The 16959-nt window shown below is 70.7% G+C and carries 17 protein-coding genes; 4 read left to right on the plus strand and 13 right to left on the minus strand.

Going from position 1 to position 16959, the window contains the following annotated elements:
- On the plus strand, positions 1–349 hold a 349-nt coding region (locus ACJ73U_RS48265), incomplete at its 5' end, for a 3-oxoacyl-[acyl-carrier-protein] synthase III C-terminal domain-containing protein (RefSeq protein WP_407784552.1).
- A gap of 99 nt (positions 350–448) precedes the next feature.
- On the opposite strand, the gene ACJ73U_RS48270 is transcribed toward ACJ73U_RS48265, so the two are convergent.
- From ACJ73U_RS48270 to ACJ73U_RS48310, 9 genes are all read right to left on the minus strand, one after another.
- Complete coding sequence (locus ACJ73U_RS48270) at positions 449–898, minus strand: PPC domain-containing DNA-binding protein (protein ID WP_407784553.1); 450 nt, start codon at positions 896–898, stop codon at positions 449–451.
- A gap of 216 nt (positions 899–1114) precedes the next feature.
- Positions 1115–2149, minus strand: coding sequence for a methyltransferase (locus tag ACJ73U_RS48275; protein WP_407784554.1), 1035 nt, complete (start codon positions 2147–2149; stop codon positions 1115–1117).
- A gap of 75 nt (positions 2150–2224) precedes the next feature.
- On the minus strand, positions 2225–3073 hold the full coding sequence (locus ACJ73U_RS48280) for a hypothetical protein (protein WP_407784555.1): 849 nt from the start codon (positions 3071–3073) through the stop codon (positions 2225–2227).
- Positions 3074–3128: 55 nt separating this feature from the next.
- Positions 3129–4322, minus strand: coding sequence for a LuxR C-terminal-related transcriptional regulator (locus tag ACJ73U_RS48285; RefSeq protein WP_407784556.1), 1194 nt, complete (start codon positions 4320–4322; stop codon positions 3129–3131).
- A gap of 78 nt (positions 4323–4400) precedes the next feature.
- On the minus strand, positions 4401–5162 hold the full coding sequence (locus ACJ73U_RS48290) for a thaumatin family protein (RefSeq protein WP_407784557.1): 762 nt from the start codon (positions 5160–5162) through the stop codon (positions 4401–4403).
- A gap of 33 nt (positions 5163–5195) precedes the next feature.
- Positions 5196–5999 carry a glycoside hydrolase family protein gene (locus tag ACJ73U_RS48295; RefSeq protein WP_407784558.1) on the minus strand — a complete coding sequence of 268 codons (804 nt, stop codon included), beginning with the start codon at positions 5997–5999 and terminating at the stop codon, positions 5196–5198.
- Positions 6000–6012: 13 nt separating this feature from the next.
- On the minus strand, positions 6013–6426 hold the full coding sequence (locus ACJ73U_RS48300; protein ID WP_407784559.1) for a cysteine/serine endopeptidase inhibitor: 414 nt from the start codon (positions 6424–6426) through the stop codon (positions 6013–6015).
- A 186-nt stretch (positions 6427–6612) separates the two neighbouring features.
- Positions 6613–8322, minus strand: coding sequence for a discoidin domain-containing protein (locus ACJ73U_RS48305; RefSeq protein WP_407784560.1), 1710 nt, complete (start codon positions 8320–8322; stop codon positions 6613–6615).
- Positions 8323–8492: 170 nt separating this feature from the next.
- The gene (locus tag ACJ73U_RS48310; protein WP_407784561.1) at positions 8493–8759 is read right to left on the minus strand and encodes a helix-turn-helix transcriptional regulator; all 267 of its coding nucleotides are present in this window, start codon (positions 8757–8759) and stop codon (positions 8493–8495) included.
- A 77-nt stretch (positions 8760–8836) separates the two neighbouring features.
- Between ACJ73U_RS48310 and map the strand changes: the two genes are divergently transcribed.
- Positions 8837–9631, plus strand: coding sequence for a type I methionyl aminopeptidase (gene map, locus ACJ73U_RS48315; protein WP_407784562.1), 795 nt, complete (start codon positions 8837–8839; stop codon positions 9629–9631).
- An 18-nt stretch (positions 9632–9649) separates the two neighbouring features.
- Here the strand turns inward: map and ACJ73U_RS48320 are convergent, their stop codons facing one another.
- Complete coding sequence (locus ACJ73U_RS48320; protein ID WP_407784563.1) at positions 9650–10228, minus strand: VanZ family protein; 579 nt, start codon at positions 10226–10228, stop codon at positions 9650–9652.
- A 67-nt stretch (positions 10229–10295) separates the two neighbouring features.
- Between ACJ73U_RS48320 and ACJ73U_RS48325 the strand changes: the two genes are divergently transcribed.
- On the plus strand, positions 10296–10508 hold the full coding sequence (locus ACJ73U_RS48325) for a hypothetical protein (protein WP_407784564.1): 213 nt from the start codon (positions 10296–10298) through the stop codon (positions 10506–10508).
- A 129-nt stretch (positions 10509–10637) separates the two neighbouring features.
- Here ACJ73U_RS48325 and ACJ73U_RS48330 read toward each other — a convergent pair whose 3' ends face one another.
- Positions 10638–13052: a hypothetical protein gene (locus ACJ73U_RS48330; RefSeq protein WP_407784565.1), complete on the minus strand. Its 2415-nt coding sequence runs from the start codon at positions 13050–13052 to the stop codon at positions 10638–10640.
- A 569-nt stretch (positions 13053–13621) separates the two neighbouring features.
- On the opposite strand from ACJ73U_RS48330, the gene ACJ73U_RS48335 reads away from it, so the two are divergent.
- Complete coding sequence (locus ACJ73U_RS48335) at positions 13622–14866, plus strand: glycosyltransferase (protein ID WP_407784566.1); 1245 nt, start codon at positions 13622–13624, stop codon at positions 14864–14866.
- A gap of 113 nt (positions 14867–14979) precedes the next feature.
- Here the strand turns inward: ACJ73U_RS48335 and ACJ73U_RS48340 are convergent, their stop codons facing one another.
- Positions 14980–16377 carry a tetratricopeptide repeat protein gene (locus ACJ73U_RS48340; RefSeq protein WP_407784567.1) on the minus strand — a complete coding sequence of 466 codons (1398 nt, stop codon included), beginning with the start codon at positions 16375–16377 and terminating at the stop codon, positions 14980–14982.
- A gap of 49 nt (positions 16378–16426) precedes the next feature.
- On the minus strand, positions 16427–16959 hold a 533-nt coding region (locus ACJ73U_RS48345), incomplete at its 5' end, for a zinc-binding dehydrogenase (RefSeq protein ID WP_407784568.1).

Here is a 16959-nt window from a genome sequence, read left to right on the forward strand (position 1 = left end):
CCGCCGCAGCGCGACCGAGGTCAACGCGCGCAATGGCGACGCGGTCGCGCGGGTGGTCAAGACCGCGCTCGCCGACGCCGACCTCGACCTGCCCGACCTGGCGCGGATCTGCGCGCCGCACTACGGGCGCCGGCTCGTCGAGACGCAGGTCCTGCGGCCGCTGGGCATAACCGAGGACCGGACGATGACCGAGCTGGGCCTGCGGGTGGGCCACCTCGGCGCGAGCGACCAGATCGTGGCGCTGGACCACTTGCTGCGCGGCGGCGAGGTGGCCGTCGGCGACCACGTGCTGCTGCTGGGCATCGGCGTCGGGATGACGTGGACGGCGGTACTGCTGGAACTCCGGTGAGCCGCACGACGCTTCGCGGGTCGAGGATGTCCTACCGCGGGCCGCTCCCCACAGCTCGGGCAGTACCGCCGGCTCGCCTGGCGTACGGAGTCCGGGGCGCTAGCTCTCGTTCGGCAGGTCCAGGAGGGTGAGCCCGAGGTCCTTGCGGTAGCGGCGGCGCAGCTGGGTGAGCGACTCGGTCACCATCACCTCCAGGGTGGGGCGCACGGTGGCCGCCAGGAGGTGGCCGCCGCGGGTGGTGCCGTCGCGCAGGCCCAGGACCACGTGCGCGTGCAGGGCCAGCTCGCCCCCGTCGTCGCGGCCGATGTCGCCGACCAGTGACAGCAGCTCGGTCTGCTCGTCCACCGCGTTGCGCACGTACTCCCTGGTCTCGAGGTCGAAGAAGCCGAGCGTGGTCGAGCCGAAGCCGCCGAAGGCCGTCACCGCCGCGGCCTCCACGCGGTTCTTCGCCGCGAACCTGACCAGGGAGTCGGTCACGGAGTCCTCCGCGTCGAGCGCCACCACGAAGGAGCGTGGCGGCCCGGCGTCCAGCTGTGCGAACCCGACCATGTGATCACCGCCCAGTGCGTCATGTCTGCCGGAGGCGTGCCCACTCCGGCCGCGCGGAAAACCCGAGCGATGTCCACGAGTGGGCGCCCGCTGGGTTCTTCGTCGTGCGCTCGGCGTTCGGGAAGATCGGTGACGCCTACAGCTCCACGTTCTACGACAGCTTCGGCAACGTCCACCACTCGCGCCTGGAGATCGACAGCGACGTGCTCAGGAGCCTCACGCGGGCACGGCGTGGAGGATCGAGACCGGCATCGCGTGCACGTCGGTGATGGATACCAGGCTCAGTTCCGCCGCCGCGAACAGTCGGCGGAACTGGGCCTCCGTGCGCTCGTGTCCGGGGAGGACCGTCATCATCAGCAGGTCCAACGCCTTGGCCTGGTGGGGGACGTCGCCGGCCGGCAGGACCGCGTCGAACACCAGGATCCGGCCGCCGTCGCGCACCGCGGCGCGGCAGTTGCGCAGGATGCGTACGCAGGTCGGGTCGTCCCAGTCGTGCATGATCCGCTTCACCAGGAGGACGTCGCCCGGCGGCACCGCGTCCAGGAAGTCCCCCGCGACCGGCTGCCAGCGGTCCGCGAGGTCGGCCGCGGCCGTCAGCCGGTTGCCGCCGAGGACATGGGCCTGGTCGAACAGGACTCCGCGCGTGGCCGGGTTGGCGCGCAACACCTCCAGCAGAAGACCGCCCTGGCCGCCACCCACGTCGACGACGGTCGCTCCCGGCGGGATGTCGCAGGCGGCCGCGACCGGTCCGTTCTCCACGTCCGACCAGGCCGCCATGCCGTCGTGGAACCCGGCGACCGCCTGCGGGTCGCGGGCGTAGTACTCGAACATCGGCATGCCGAAGACGCGGTCGAACGACGGTGTGGCGTCGCGGGTGCTTTCGACTATCTCGCCGGCCGAGCGCCACATCGCGGGCTCGGTCATCATCAACACCGCCGCACGCACGGAGATCGGCGCCGTCGTGCACAACGCGGCAGCCGGTGGCGTCAACCGGAAGCGGCCCGGTTCCTGCTCGCTGAACACCCCCTTGGTCGCGAGCAGCCGCAGCACGCGGTGGATCGCGGATGCCGCGTAACCGGTCAGTTCCGCCAGTTCGTCTGCTGTGCGGGGGCCGTCGCGCAGGTGGTCGGCGAGGTTGGTGGCGGCCGCCGCTCGCAACGCCGCCGCGTACATGTAGCCGACGATCTCGTCGAGGATGAAGGCCGCGGCCTCGTTCTCGGTGCTGAATCTCCCGGCTCCGGTGTCGTCCATGACATGTCTCCCGCCTGCGACCCGAACCACCAGTTTCGCGCACGAGGGCAACCCGTGGCGTGCGGAAGACGGCGCTCAGCTACTCGGGACCGCGCCCGGGGGAACGCGGTCGCGTGGAATGCTGAACGTGACGAGGAAATGTGCCGCGGCGATGCAGCGCGCGTTCGTGTTGCCGGTGAGCTTCGCGGTGAGCGAGCGCTGCTGGACGATCAGCACCGCGCCGTCCTCCGCGCAGCCGCCCAGTACGAACGTGAACCCGCGCCGGTCGGCCGCGGGCCGGGCGTCGAGGGCAGTCCGCGCGCGGTCGAGGTTGGTGCTCGCCGCGCCTTCCAGCACGTGCGACAGTTCGGCCGCGCCATCCGTGTCGAGCTCCGCCGGCGGCACGTCGTCGAGGGCCGCCGCCGGACCGAGTTCGACGAACGCGTCCAGGCGGCCGGGGCCGGCCGGACTCAGTGGTGCGCGGCCGCCGATCGTCCGCACCCCGCGCAACAGGCCGGGCGCGACCGCGAACTGGGCGACTGGCCCGATCTCGCCCGTGCACCCGGCCTCGGCCGGCTTGTCACCGCCGCTGAACCGCGCGGTCAGGTCGTCGCCGGTGCGGACCAGTTCGGCCCGCGTCGGCGTGGTGCAGCCGGTCACGCCGGTGACCACCACATAACGCTCGCCCGGCCGGGCCTTGACCGCGTCGGTGGCCGCCGAACCCGCCGCGAACCAGCCCTGGAACGCCCCCACGTCGACCGGCGCGTCGCTGATCGCCCCGAGCGTCTCGGGCGCGTGCCCGGCGGGCTCGAAGGAGACGAGCCGCGCCGGGACGACCTCGCCACCCCCGCCCGGGCCGGCCGCCGGTTCGCTCGCCGGGCTGCCGCCGCACGCCGCCGTGACGGCGGCGACCACCACCGGCACCGCCATCCGAATGCCCTTCATACCCGAGTGGACGGCGTCCGGCCCGGTTCCGGTTGCACCGCCCGCGACGTGGGGCTCAGAAAAGCGCGGCGATCACCTCGCCGAGCTCGCGGCGGCCGGTGATGCCCAGCTTGCGGTACGCGCCCGAGAGGTGGAACTCGATGGTCCGGACGGTGAGGCACAGTTCGGCCGCTATCTGCCTGTTGCTGTGCCCGGCGGCCGCGAGCCGCGCGATCTTGGCCTCCTGCCTGGTGAGTTCGGTGCCCCCGCCCGGCGCCAGCGAACCGTCGAGTGCCGACCTGATGCGCCGCGACCACCGGGTGAGGCCACTCGCGCCCGCCAGGACGTTCGCCTCCCGCAGCTTCGCCCGGGCCGCCCCGCGGTCGTGCCGCCTGCCGAGCATGAGCCCCAGGTCGTACAGCGCCCAGATCTGTTCGTTCCGCAGCCGTGCCACGTCCAGCAACCGCACGGCGTCGGCCAGCAGGTCGGCGTCCGCGCGCAACAGGGCCACCGGGTGCAGGGCGGCGCCGACGGCCGCGGGGGAGCCCCAGCGCCGCGCCGCCACCAGCTCGTCGTGCGCGAGCGCCGACGCGAGATCCACCCGACGGATCGCCAGTGCGGCCAGTGCCGCCCGGGAGCGCCACGCGACCACGGCGGGACTCACGACCCGCGACTCGGACAACCGCCTGCCGCACGCCAGGAACTCGTCCACCGCCTTCTCGAACCGGTTGGCGGCCAGGTGAACCGCGGCGCGTGCGGCGAGCACCGCGGGGACCTCCGCGTGGCCCGGCACGAGCAGGTCGTGATCGGCGAGGAGCGACTCCGCGCGGCGCACGTCGCCGCGTTGGGCCAGCATCTCGACCAACGACGCGACCGCTGGCACCCGCACGGCCCGCGCCGGTTCCCGGAGCAGGCCGGAGACCGCCTCGACCGAGCCGGCGCAGTCACCGGTGCGGTACCGGATCCGCGCCCGCAGCAAGATGAAACCCTGCCGCACGGCCACCTCCGCGTGCCACCGGACCGCCGCCGCGGCACAGTGCGCCTCCGCCGACGACAGGTCACCCGCGTACGCCAGCGTCAGCACGGCGTGCCGGTGGCACTTCGGGTCCAGACCGCACCCCGCGTCGGCCAGCGCGTGCTCGGCGAGCTGGACGGCATCCAGCCGCCGGACACCGCGGCGGGCCAGCGCGATGGCCCGACCGGCGGGGCAGAGCGCGGGGGAGTGAACGGCGGCCGCGGCGGGAGTCTCCCTCCGCGGCCACTCGGTCACATTCCGTGATTGTGCCGCATACCGCGAGACACTGGTGATCGGCTGCCCCATTTGTCACCGCGTGTTGCCCGAGTTGACCTACTGTCCACTGTGGAACGTCACGGTGAACCCGCTGCACTGGCGGCACTGGCGCACCACCTGGTTGCCCGGCTCGGTGTCCTGCCGCGACCAGGCGTACGCCTTGGGGCACCGGGACGAGATGGCGTCGCTGTACGGTGTCTTCGCGTCGCGGTTGGGGTTGGTGCACAGCATCGGCGTGCCGTCGTCCCACCGGGTCAGGTTGGCCGGCGGGCAGAACGGCAGCAGGTTCTGCGAGCAGCCGAGCCAGTCGCACTCCGTCGAGCCCGGTGGCACGGTGGCGTCGCGCGGCTCGATGGTGACGGGCAGCGAGAACGCGTTGACGTAGCTGACGTTGTACCAGGGTGCGAGCGCGTCGGCCCGGTCGAAGTTGAACTCGGCGAGGCTCGCCGGCTGCTCGCCGGTCGTGCAGCGCTCGGGACGTGGTCCGCAGTCACCGACCCGGCAGTGGAAGGTGCTGCCGGCCGTGCCGGTGCAGCCCTGCCGCGCGAAGAACTTGCCGCGCCAGTGGTTGGGCGCGCCCGACTCCGGGATGGTGACGGTCGCGGACTGCCCGTCGGCCAGCACGGGCAGGTCGGTGAAGTTCACCGAGCCGTCGGCGTTCACCTCGCTGCCGAGCCAGATCGTCTGGCCGGAGTGGTTGACGAGGGTGACGGTGTGGTCCGCGACAGCGACAGCCACAGCGGCGGCGGGCGCCCCGGGCGTCAGCGCAGCGACCAGCGCGACGGCCACCGCGGCCACCGCGCCCAGTATCCTGCGCATCGCTCCTCCTTACTCGCGAACGGGTGGACGGGGTCAGCCGGCGGCGCGGTAGGCGGCGCCGGCGGTGTTGGCGGTCGAACCGCTGTACAGCCCGGTCGGGCTGGTGCTGGTCGACAACGTGAACCAGGCGTAGCGCTCCACGAACGACAGGCCCTGCAGCATCGCGGTCGAGGCGCGCACGAAGTCGGCCTGCTGGGCCTGGGTCGGGTACCGGGGGACCGGGCCGCTGAAGTCGGTCAACGCGTACTCGGTGAGCCAGACCGGCTTGTGGTACCGGTCGTGGACGGCCTGGAGGTAGCCCCGCAGCTGGTTCGTCGCCGCGCTGGAGAAGTCGCCGCCGTACCAGTGCAGCGGGATGAAGTCGACGCGGTAGCCACGCGCGGCGGCGCCGCTCATGAACCGGTCGAGCCAGCCGCCGGGCTGGTCACCGCCGAAGGCGACCGCGGGAGCGCCCAGCCGCAGGCCGGTGTCCTGGAGGCGGGGCCACAGGTCGAGCGCCTGCTCCACGGTCATGTCGGCCTGTCCGGCCATGTCGGGCTCGTTGAAGCCGAGCAGCGTCGTGCCCAGTGCCTTCGCCGAGCTCAGCTCGGCGTCCGTCACCGATCCCCGGCCCCAGATCATCGGGACGAACTCCACTCCGGCGGGGGCGGTGATGCCCTGCGTGTTCGACGCCCAGTCGTAGTACCAGCTCGCCCGGACGTCCGCGAGCGCGGCCGTGACGCCGCCGACGTTCAGCGCGCTCACGCCCTTCTTGGTGGTCGCCGCGACGGCTTCCCGCGGCACGCCGAGGACCAGCGCGGCCAGCAGGAGCACGACCAGGTAGCGAGTCCAGCGCATCGCGTGTCTCCCGTCAGGACCGGACGAACTTCCAGGTCAGCGGGATGTTGCCGAGGTTGGGATCGGCGAGCTGCGCGAACGCGGGACGGCTGAGGTCGATGTGCTTGCTGTCGCAGCTCGGGCACTTGTCCTTCACCGGGACGGTGATGGTCCGGCCGTTGTAGGTCACCTGTACCGAGACGCCGGTGCAGAGCGGGTCGTTGTTGGGGTTGGGGGTCGTCCAGTACGCGGCGGGTACCGCGACGAGCAGCTGTGAGGCGGCGTCGATCGCGGTGCCGCACGCGCCGAAGCCCGCGTCGTCGTAGTAGGTGGCGTTCCCGTTCACCGGCTGGTCGAACGGGATGTCCGCGTAGGCGGTACCGGTCACCGTCAGGGGCAGCGCCACGGCCGCGGTCAGCACCCCGAGTGCCCTGCTGATCTTCGTCATGTCGCATCACCTCGTGTCTCTCGCGAAAGTTCCCGGTTCGTCGCCGGGCCCGGTCGGATCGAAACCGCGCGGACCAGCCGATCGGGCTGGCCCGCACATCGTTGTGATTCTGGGTGTGGAGGAACGGGAAGTCTCTACGGTCGCACCACAGGAAACGGCTTGGAGAGCGCTCTCCCGGCCCAGTGGTCAGCGTCGGTAGACACCCAGTTCGTACAGGGAGTAGCCCCAGCCGGTGCCGCGGGCCGTGGCGTACACGCGGACGTACCGGCCGGTCGCGGTGACGTCGATGTCGTCGACACCGCCGTCACCGGAGGTGGTCGAGTACACCGTGCGCCACGTGCTGTCGTCGTCCGACACCTGCACCTCGTAGGCGCGGCCGTACGCGGTCTCCCAGACCAGCTGCACGTGCTGGAACGCGGTCGCCGCGCCGAGGTCGACGCGCAACCACTGCGGGTCGCTCCAGTCCGAGGCCCAGCGCGTGGTCAGCGAGCCGTCCACCGTGTTCGACGGCGGGAACGGCGCGCCGTCGCCCTGCTGCTGGTAGGACGAGGCGGTCGCCGGCCTGCCCCGTGCCACGTTCTGGCCTTGCGGGGTCGGCGCCACCACCCGGAACGACCGGGTCTCGATGCCGACGTTGCCGTGCCCGTCACGGGCGTAGACGTAGAGCTTCCACACGCCCAGCCGGTCCGGCGCCCGGACGGTGAACGACGGCCCGGACCCCGTGTAGGACGCGGGCACCAGCGCGCTCGAGTTGTCGATGTACTTGCTGTTCTGCTTCAGCTCGTAGGAGATCGCGTCACCGTTGGGGTCGGACGCCGCCACGGTGGCGGTGAACGTCGCGCCGGCGGGCACGTCGGTGACCCGGCTGAGGTCCACGCGCGTGATCTCGGGCGGCCGGTTGGCCGGGGGCGTGCCGCCGAAGGCGGCGGCGACCGAGAAGTACGACAGCCGCTTCTCGTTGCCCGGCATCAGGTTGAACCACACGCCACCGAAGTCCTGCTCGGTGCCGTAGTGGAAGAGCGTGCCGCCGAGCGCGACACCGGTGTGCGACATCAGGCAGTTCCACGCGTTGCGGTAGCCGTCCCGCTTGGCCAGGTCGGACGGTTCCGCGGGCACGCCGTTGACGTCGTTCGGCACCTCCCACTCGCCGGGCGGACCGCCCTCGGTGAGGATGTACGGCTTGGTGTAGCCGCCGGCCTGCCAGTCGTTCCTGACCTGGCACACGGCGTTGTACGAGTTCACCGCGTACAGGTCCAGGTCGGGTGCGTACGCCTTGAAGTACGGCCAGGCACCCGTCCACGCGTCGGTGGAGGTGACCGGGTGGTTCGGGTCGGCGGCGTGGATGGCGCGTGTGACGTCGTTGACGAACCGGACGTAGGCGACGCGCTGGTTCTCCAACTCGGTGCCGGAGAAGCAGTTCTGCATGCCGAGCACGGACTCGTTGCCGACGTTCCACATCAGCACGCCGGGGTGTCCTTTGTAGGCGTTGACCCAGCGCAGGAACTCGGCCTGCATGTTCGACTTGTAGGTCGAGTCGGTGACGTAGTTGACGCAGCCGCCGCTGCCGGGACCGCCGCCGGGCTGGAGCCAGAAGCCGTTGATCACCTTGATCCCGTTGGCCGCGGCCGCGTCGAGCAGCGGTTGTGTGGTGCCGTCGGTGCCCCAGGTGCGGACCGTGTTGACGCCGATGGCATGCAGGTCGGGGAGCCGGGCGGCCGCCTCCGACACCGGTGGGCCCCAGGTGAGGCCCTTGACCGTGTAGGGGGCGCCGTCGACGGTGAGCTGCCAGTTGCCTTGCGATCCGGTGACCCGCACCACGGAGGGGGCGGCCGCGGCCGGCTGTGCCGCCACGACGCCGGCCACCAGTGCGAGCACCAGCACGAGAGCACGCTTCATCGCGTCTCCTCAAGCAGGGTGGTTGGGTTTGGAGAGCGCTCTCCCAATCGGCTCCGAGTGTGCTGGCCGCGTCAGGGGCATGTCAAGGGCGTGGCCAGCCTCGCTCTCCTCACCTCATGGCGAAGCGGTCATCGAGCCCGTGTCGGCGGCCGGACAGGTCGAAGGTGCGGTTACGACGCCGCTTCCAGCCGCGAGCCGTTGCGCCATACGGCGGCCAGGTCCTGTATCGGCAGGTCGAGTACCTCGCTGAGGCAGGCGATCGTGCCGAACGCGGGGGTGGGGAGCCGGCCGGTCTCGATCTTGCGCAACGTCTCAGGTGACATGCCGGCCGCGTGCGCCACCTCGCCGAGGTCCCGGTCCGCGCGCGCTGCGCGCAGCAGGCTGCCGAGGCGTCTGCCGGCCTCGATCTGTTCGGGCGTGAGCGGGTTGCGAACCACGGCACCAGCGTACGGTTGGTATTTTAATACCGCAAGTGTTACTGTTGGTATTATTATACCGACGATGTGAGGTATCCATGATCGAGTTGAAGTCGCCCGCGGAGATCGAGCGGATGCACGTCACTGGGCAGTTCGTCGCCCAGATCCTGTCCGAGCTCGGTGACCTCGCCGACGTGGGCGTCAACCTCCTCGACCTGGAACACCACGTCCGCGACCGGATCCGCCAGCGCGGGGCGCAGTCCTGCTACTGGGACTACGCCCCGTCCTTCGGGCGCGGCCCGTTCCGCAACGTCATCTGCCTGTCGGTCAACGACGCGGTGCTCCACGGGCTGCCCCACGACTACGCGCTGCGCGACGGGGACATCCTCACCATGGATCTCGCGGTCGGGATCGACGGCTGGGTCGCCGACTCCGCCCGCACCGTCATCGTGGGCACCCCGGCCGACGACGACCTGCGACTCGTCCGCGCGACCGAGGAGGCGCTCGAGGCCGGCATCGAGGCCGCGCGGCCGGGGGGCCGCCTGGGCGATGTCTCAGCGGCCATCGAGGCGGTCGCCACCGGCTACGGCTACCCGATCAACACGGAGTTCGGCGGCCACGGCCTCGGCCGGACCATGCACGAGGACCCCCACGTCCCCAACAGGGGCCGCGCCGGCCGCGGCCTCAAGCTCCGCGCGGGCATGACCCTGGCACTCGAACCCTGGCTCGCCGCCACCACCGACCGCATCGTCTTCGACCCCGACGGCTGGACCATCCGCTCGGCCGACGGCTCGCGCACCGCCCACTCCGAACACACGGTCGCGATCACCGAGGACGGCCCTCTCGTACTCACCCAACGCCTGCCGCACCACGCGGACTCGACCCCGGCGTGACCTCGGCCGGACGCCTTCTCACCGGTGCGACGGCGCCTCAGCGTCCGGGTGCCGGGACCGGTCCGTTCCGGCCGTGGCCCGCCACCAGCGGCGCGACGCCAGCGCGGCCAGCCCGGCGCCGACGGCGTTGAGCAGCACGTCGTCCACAGAGGACACCCGGTCCAGCCGCAGCACGTACTGCGCGGCCTCGACCAGGACCGAGCAACTCGCCGCGAGCGCCAGGACCCGCGGCACCGACGCCAGCGCCGCGAACCGCATCGGGGCGAAGAACCCCAACGCCGCGAACACCAGCAGGTTGCCGACCACCTGGCTCGCCGGCATCGTGACCAGGTCCCGCAACGGCACGAGGCTCACCCGACCGGGGACGGCGCCGGCCCGGCTGCCCGGCAACAGGATCATCCACACCCACGGCACCGTCCCGTAGACCATGCCGACCTCTGCCAGCGACCGCCGCCACGCCCAGGCCGGCGAGGTGCCCGAGCGGCTCCGACGGCGGGCCAACACCCACACCGCCAGCGCGGCCAGCGGCAGTACGGCCACCGTGAGGGCTGCCACGCCCGTGAACGTACCGAACCAGCCGTGCCACCCCTTGATCACGCCGCCTCCGTTCCCGTCCGACGGCCCAACCTACCCGCGGAGTCGATGCGGGTCGTACCCGCGCCGGATGCGGTGGAGGTCCCCGAAGACCAACCGGCTCGTGATCGAACAGGCCACCACCCGGACCAAGACGGAGATCCTGGCGGAGATCGAGACGACCGCCGTCGCGGACGTGTGCGCCTGCGCCAACCACGCGGTGATCGAGTTCGTCGGCATCGAGCGAATGACGCCGGACGACACGCGGGGGTTCACCCAGGACGCGAGTGACCGGTGCCGGTAGGCGTCCGAGTCGGCTGATCTCGTCGATTCCGCGTCCTCACCTCGAAACCGAGGCGCCGACGCCGCGCGAACCGCGGTGCCGCCGGATGGTTCCGTCCGGCGGCACCGCGGTCTTGCGTCGGTCAGGTGTTCAGCACCCGAGGAGGGAACACGCCACCGCCGAGGAGCCGCTGGTCCTGGATGGAGGGGTGCCGGCTGGAGAGTTCGCGGGGGTGTACGTGGCCGACGCCGTGTTCGTGAACGGCAGCAACGACACGAGCAGCGACGTCGAGCAGAAGACCTGTTTGCTCTGTCCTGCCGCCAGGTCGAACGTACCCGCGGCGGACCGGCACGACGACTCGGCGGTGTCGTTGATGGTGACACCGGTGATGTCGGTCGGACCGGCGTCGGTCACGGTGATCCGCCAGTGCGGGTCGGCCAGCAGCAGACCGAGCAAGCCCGGGGTCGCGTGTTTCGTCCATGGACCCGGGCCACCGGGTTGGCAGTTGTGGTCATTGGTCGATGCGCAGATCTCCTTGTCGATCGTCACGGTCGGCTGGCAGGCCGGCCCCGGCGCGACGGGCAGGCTCACGGTGTTGGAGGTGAGCGCGCCGGTGGCGTCGTCACCGGTCGCGGTGTCGGACGCCCCTGTCGCGGTGCACGTCGTCGAGACCGTGGTCTTGAAACAGATCTGCGGCGCGTCGCCGTTGAACGCCACCACCAGGTGCGGCTGGTTGCCGCCGGTGAAGTCGTTGCTGTTGTTCAGCACGAGGTGCGCGGAGACGGTGATGCTGGGATGTGCGGTCGGCGAGATCCCCGACAGGTCCAGGGTGCCGTCCGGGGCGAACGTGGGATGGGCGATCACGGAACCGTTGGTGTCGCTGACGTCCGCGGTCGACGCGGTCAGGTCGACGTTGGCGAGGTTCATGTTCTCCAGGCGGGCGTCGGTGTAGCTGTGGATGTGGCCGGTGCCGCCATCGCAGTAGAACGCCGAGGGCGCCAGCGTGACCTCCGCCCCGCTGTGGATACACGGCGAACTCGACGTGGTGGGGTCCTCGGAGAACATGATGCCGGCGTCACCGAGCCCGAACAGGCAGCGGGTGACCTGGTCGAACGCGTAGCCGTAGTCCCGGGTGACGCCACCGTTGGCACTGGGATGTGTTGCGGGCAAGGGGAAACCGACGCACGCGGCTGCCGTGGTCCAGTCGTAGCAGACGGTGTCACCCGTGCTCGACCCGCCCCAGGTCCCCGTGTAGCTACGCAGGTGGCCGTCCGGGCCGGTCACGGTCTCCGGGTTGAAGATCAGTTGGTTGGTCAAGGAGTTGAACACGGTCGGCGCGGCCAGTGGAGCACCGCCGACGGTGAAGCAGGTCGATGTCGATGTGGGATTGCCGGCCGTCGTCGCGCACGCGCCAACGGGGTTGCTCGCGGTGTCGTAGGCGGTGTAGGCGTTGTACGTGGAGCTGCCGGCCGGCGCGATGGCGTGCGGCGTGGTCCAGCTGGCGCAGGCCGCCGCGGTGACCGGATCGAAGCAGCCCAGCACCGGCGCGCCGCCGGCGGGCGAGGACGAGGCGAACACCTTGCCGGCCGCGATGGCCATCGAACCCAGGTAGTTGGCGCCGGGCGAGTTGTTGTTGGCCGGCACGATCGCGGCGTAGGGCTGGCCGGGGCACGGGGACTGGGCGGCGATGGTCAGGCACAGCACCTGGCCGTTGCTGCCGACGCCGTAGAGGTTGCCGGCGGTGGTGACCAGGCCGGCGAGCCCGTTCGCGCCACCGGAGCCGGTGCTGGTCAACGGGAAGTACCCGCAGTTGGCCCGCGCGCCGAGGTCGAGGCACCCGACCCCCACCGAGGAGGCGGTGACGGCTGCGTAGTACACCACGCCAGGCCGGCCGGGGTCCTGGACGTACTGCGGGGTCAGGGTGCTGGCGATGTCACCGGTGGAACCAGCACCGAACGGTCCGGGCGCCGTGTTGACCGGCCGCGGCCACGGGCCGCCGGCACACGGTGCGCCCGCCGTCAGGTCAGTGCAGACCAGCTTGGGCGCCGCCGCGACCAGGTGGTGGTACATGTTCCACGCTTCGACCGTGCCGTTGGGCTGGCGGAAGATGATCGGTGAGTAACCGTCGCCACCGGTCGGGGTCGCGGTCGGCTTCACCGGCGCGAGCAGGATGTTCGCCAGGTTGGTGCCGCCCGGCCGGGCGCCGGGATTGGTCGCCCGCACGGCTACGGTGGCGGCGCCCGGGTCGGTGGTCTGGTAGCTCGTGCCGTCGGTCGACCAGGACGGTGTCCAGCCAGGCGGCACCTGGAGCGAGCCCGGCACGTAGGTCTGCGCGGTACCGGCGCCGGTGATCGGATCGGTGATGGTCGCCGCGGCCGGTCCGGTCGGGCCGTTGTTGGCGTAGCTCAGCACCCAGTTGAGGGTGTCCCCGTGGTTCACCGGGTTCGCGCCGGGACTGGTCACGTCCTGAGCGCTCTTGGTCAGCACCGAGGACGCCGCGGGCGCGGCGGCGGCGGGCGCCGACACGCTGGTTGTCACCGCCACCAACGCGATGCCGGTCGTCAAGATTGAGCGTACGGACACCGCTGTTCTACCACTTCTTCGCTTCATCTCTGCCTCACCCTCAAATGGGCGGCGGGGAAAATATTCACGGCCGCGTGACGCGAGCCTAGGAAAAACGGTGATGGCCGGGCAATGAGGTTCGCTGGGACGCCAGCGTTGTTGCTCTGTCTGCGTAAACGTCACGTGGACGTGAAACTTTGCGCATGGGTGCGCGTCGCGCGGCTGGGCGGAATGGGTGGCATCCAGGATGGATTCTGAGTGCATTGACGCGGTATTTGCAGGCGGCGTCGCCGCACGGCGAGGGATTCACTTTACTGACCGCGGTGCAGGCGCGACGAGTTCTTTCTCGCGGTGGTCGCGGCGAATAGCCGTGAGTGGGTGTGGAACTGGCGACTGGCAAGTGCCTCGACGGCTGGAGCCATGATCAGCCGCTTGGCGCGCGGCGCGGCCCGCCGGTCCTGGGCGCTCGGGGCCGTCCGGAGCGGTTCCGAAACATCTTCATGACGAGCGTGGCGTTCCCGCGCAAGAGATGAGAAGCTTTCGCAAATTGACTCGACCTCTGGAGTCGCTCAGTGCGTGTGTTGTTGATGTCGCATGGGTCGCGCGGGGATGTGCAGCCGCTGGCGGGGCTCGCGGTGCGGTTGCGGGCAGTCGGCGCGGAGGTGCGGGTGTGTGTGCCGCCCGACGAGGAGTTCGCGGAGCTGTTGGCCGATTTCGGCGTCCCGGTGGTGCCCATCGGGCAGCCGATGCGCGCGCTGGTGACCAAGGCGAGGCCGTCGGCGGAGGACAGCGCGCGGATCGTGGCCAGGTTGATCGCCGGGCACTTCGAGACGGTCGCCGCGGCGGCCGAGGGGTGTGACGTGCTGGTCGCGACCAGCTACATGCCGGCCGGCGTGCGGTCGGTCGCCGAGCTACTCGGGATCCGCTACGTGTACGCGTGCTTCCACCCGTTCGAACTGCCGTCGCCGCACTACCCGCCGTCGTCGTGGCCGAGCCCGCTGTACCCGCCGGACGTGACCGACGTCCGGGAACTGTGGGAGTTGGACGCCCAGCGCATGAACACGGTGTTCGGCCCCATCCTCAACACCCATCGGCAGGCGGCCGGGCTGCCGCCGGTGGACGACGTCCGCGGGCACGTCCTCACCGACCGGCCGTGGCTGGCCGCGGACCCGGTCCTGGGGCCGTGGGGCGACCTGCCGGATGTGGACGTGGTGCAGACCGGCGCGTGGCTCCTGCCGGACGAACGCCCGCTGCCGGCCGAGTTGGAGTCGTTCCTGGATGCCGGTGAACCGCCGGTGTACGTGGGTTTCGGCAGCATGCCCATGAACACCTCGGAGGACGCCGCCAAGGTGGTCGTCGAGGCGATCCGCGCACACGGCCGCCGCGCGGTGGTCTCCCGCGGCTGGGCCGACCTGGGCCTGATCGACGACGCGGCGGACTGCTTCGCCGTCCGTGAGGCCAACCACCAGGCACTGTTCCGCCGGGTGGCCGCCGTCGTGCACCACGGCGGCGCGGGCACCACCACGACGGCCGCCCGGGCCGGCGCACCCCAGGTCGTGGTGCCGCAGTACTGGGACCAGCCGCACTGGGCCCGCCGAGTGGCCGAACTGGGCATCGGCGCGGCGCACGACGGCCGGACGCCGAACTTCCAGTCCCTGTCGGCCGCGCTCGAGACGGCCCTGACCCCCGAAACCCACGCACGAGCGAAGACCGTGGCCACCACGATCCGCGCCGACGGGACGGCGGTGGCCGCGAAACTACTGCTCGACCCGGTCGCCGACGAGAGGCAACCAGCGTCCGCAGGCGGCAACAGGTAGCGAGGCGGAGGAGCCTGCGGGCGAGTCACGGACGGCGTCGGGGTCGTATCGCTCGTGGGGAGGACGCCGACCGGATCGCCACGATGGCTCAGCGTAGGTGGCCGGGGTGGACGTCATGGGTTGGTCATGAGTTTGATCAAGTCGTAGGCGGCGTTGCCCGCGACGCCACCCGCTACCGTGGCGCCCAGCCAGGCCAGCGCCCGCCCGATCGGCACCGCGGACTCGCTCGGGCGCGGCGGTTCCCCTGGAGCCAGCGCACGTAGTTCGTCGCTGTCATCCTCTCTCCAGTCACTCATCACCTCGACGATCTCGCCGAGTGAGTGGTCGACGTAGCGCCCGTGGGCGTCGACGAGTCGGACCGCACGCAGCGACAGCCAGTCGATGAGGCCGGGGTGGTCGCGGTAGGCCATGAAGCTGACCAACTCCGGCCTGCCGCTGTACTTCCACGGTCTGGAGACGAACGGAGAAGAAGCTGGTGCCTCGGCCACGGCGACGGTATGCGAATCGTGAATGTGGCGCCGGATCTCGTCGAAGTCGGCGGGGCGGAATTGCCACAGCGGGATACCGCGGGGCGTTGGCCACACGAGCTTGCGCGTGTGCGCTGTCTTCCCGAAAGCACGATATCCGGCGAAGTGCAGGTCCCACGCCGCACCGGAGCGCCTGTCAAGGTACTCGTGGTGGCTGATCAGGTCTGTCAGCACGACGGAACCCGGATGGCACAACACCACGCTGACCAGTGCTGCCCCATCGAGCGAGGCGCCCGCGCGTTTCTCGGCCGACTCCAACACCGCCTCCCACGCCGTGCTGAGATGAACGCTGTACCTCACCCGGGGTGACTGGGAAAGCTGCTGCTCGTACTCGGCCAAGTGGTCGGGCGGCACCGGGTGCACCAAGGTCAGCACGGGCCCGAGCACGCCTTGGTCATTGCGCCGCAACTGTACGTGTTCCGTCTCGACCGGCACGATCACGTCGGTCTCGTCGTACAGGGCCAACCGTTCGTCGGTTCGACCGAGGCTTCCCAACAGTGCCAACAGTTGGCTGCTCGCATAGTGATCACCTTGCCGGGATTTCTCCCGCAGGAGCGACACCACTTGGTCGACTCGACCATGCGAGGTGCCGAGTTCGATGAGAGTGTCCACCACGAACATGCCGCGGTTGTGCGCCAGCAGCCGCATGGCTTCGTCGACGTCGCCGCGCTCGGCTGTCATCTTCGCCAGTCTCTGGACGGCTGTGCCATTGTCGCGGCCCCCGTCCATCAGCTTCCGATACACCGCCGCGGCCTCGTCGAACCTTTCCTGAGAATGCAACAACTCCGCCAAGTCGTAGTTGGGATGGTGGTCCTCAGGCCACCTCTCCAACGTCCGCCGCAGGAAAGCCTCAGCGTCGTCGACCCGACCCAGTCGCTTCAAAGCGTTGACCACGTGAATGTGGGCAAGCGGGTCGGCGTCGGCCAGAGCGGCAAGCTCGGACCACGTGGTGGTCCGATCAATTCTGAAAAAGCCGCTCGTCATCGCACCCTCGTTCTGCGGGCCTTGACCACGCCGTTGGCCTCCAGAGCGGTCAGGGGCGCACGCGAATGACGGTCTTGCCCTTGCGCCGCTGGGTCGGGTTGAGTGCGGGGACTGCGTCGTCGAGGGTTGCGACGGTGCCGATGTGCATGCGAAGGCGCCCGTTCCGCACCCGGTCGACGATCTCCACCAGCTGGCTGGGAACGGACTCGACGACGAAGTCGATCGCGAGGCCGTCGACAGGGCGAGCCTGCGCGGGCCCGACCACCGACACCAGCGTGCCGCCGGGCCGGATGATGCTCGCCGACCGCGTTTGGATGTCACCGCCGATGACGTCGAAGACCAGGTCGACCCCGCCGATGTCCCCGCCGATGTCGTTGAGATCGTCGTGGTCGAGGTCGAGGAACTCGTTCGCGCCGAAGTCGAGTGCCGCCTGGCGGTCCCCGGCGCGCCCGGTACCGATGACGTAGGCGCCGAACTCCCGGGCGAGCTGGGTCACCACGGACCCGACCGCGCCGGCGGCGCCGTGTGCCAGGACACTCTGCCCCGACCGGAGACGACCGTGCTGGAACAGGCCCTGCCACG

The organism is Actinophytocola sp. (genome assembly GCF_045807065.1).
Taxonomy (GTDB): Bacteria; Actinomycetota; Actinomycetes; order Mycobacteriales; family Pseudonocardiaceae; genus Actinophytocola.

Excerpts from the sequence above, each read along its gene's own strand:
- ACJ73U_RS48270 (WP_407784553.1), bottom strand. The coding sequence starts at position 898 with ATGGTCGGGTTCGCACAGCTGGACGCCGGGCCGCCACGCTCCTTCGTG.
- ACJ73U_RS48275 (WP_407784554.1), bottom strand. The coding sequence starts at position 2,149 with ATGGACGACACCGGAGCCGGGAGATTCAGCACCGAGAACGAGGCCGCG.
- ACJ73U_RS48280 (WP_407784555.1), bottom strand. The coding sequence starts at position 3,073 with ATGAAGGGCATTCGGATGGCGGTGCCGGTGGTGGTCGCCGCCGTCACG.
- ACJ73U_RS48290 (WP_407784557.1), bottom strand. The coding sequence starts at position 5,162 with ATGCGCAGGATACTGGGCGCGGTGGCCGCGGTGGCCGTCGCGCTGGTC.
- ACJ73U_RS48295 (WP_407784558.1), bottom strand. The coding sequence starts at position 5,999 with ATGCGCTGGACTCGCTACCTGGTCGTGCTCCTGCTGGCCGCGCTGGTC.
- ACJ73U_RS48300 (WP_407784559.1), bottom strand. The coding sequence starts at position 6,426 with ATGACGAAGATCAGCAGGGCACTCGGGGTGCTGACCGCGGCCGTGGCG.
- ACJ73U_RS48305 (WP_407784560.1), bottom strand. The coding sequence starts at position 8,322 with ATGAAGCGTGCTCTCGTGCTGGTGCTCGCACTGGTGGCCGGCGTCGTG.
- map (WP_407784562.1), top strand. The coding sequence starts at position 8,837 with ATGATCGAGTTGAAGTCGCCCGCGGAGATCGAGCGGATGCACGTCACT.
- ACJ73U_RS48325 (WP_407784564.1), top strand. The coding sequence starts at position 10,296 with ATGCGGTGGAGGTCCCCGAAGACCAACCGGCTCGTGATCGAACAGGCC.
- ACJ73U_RS48340 (WP_407784567.1), bottom strand. The coding sequence starts at position 16,377 with ATGACGAGCGGCTTTTTCAGAATTGATCGGACCACCACGTGGTCCGAG.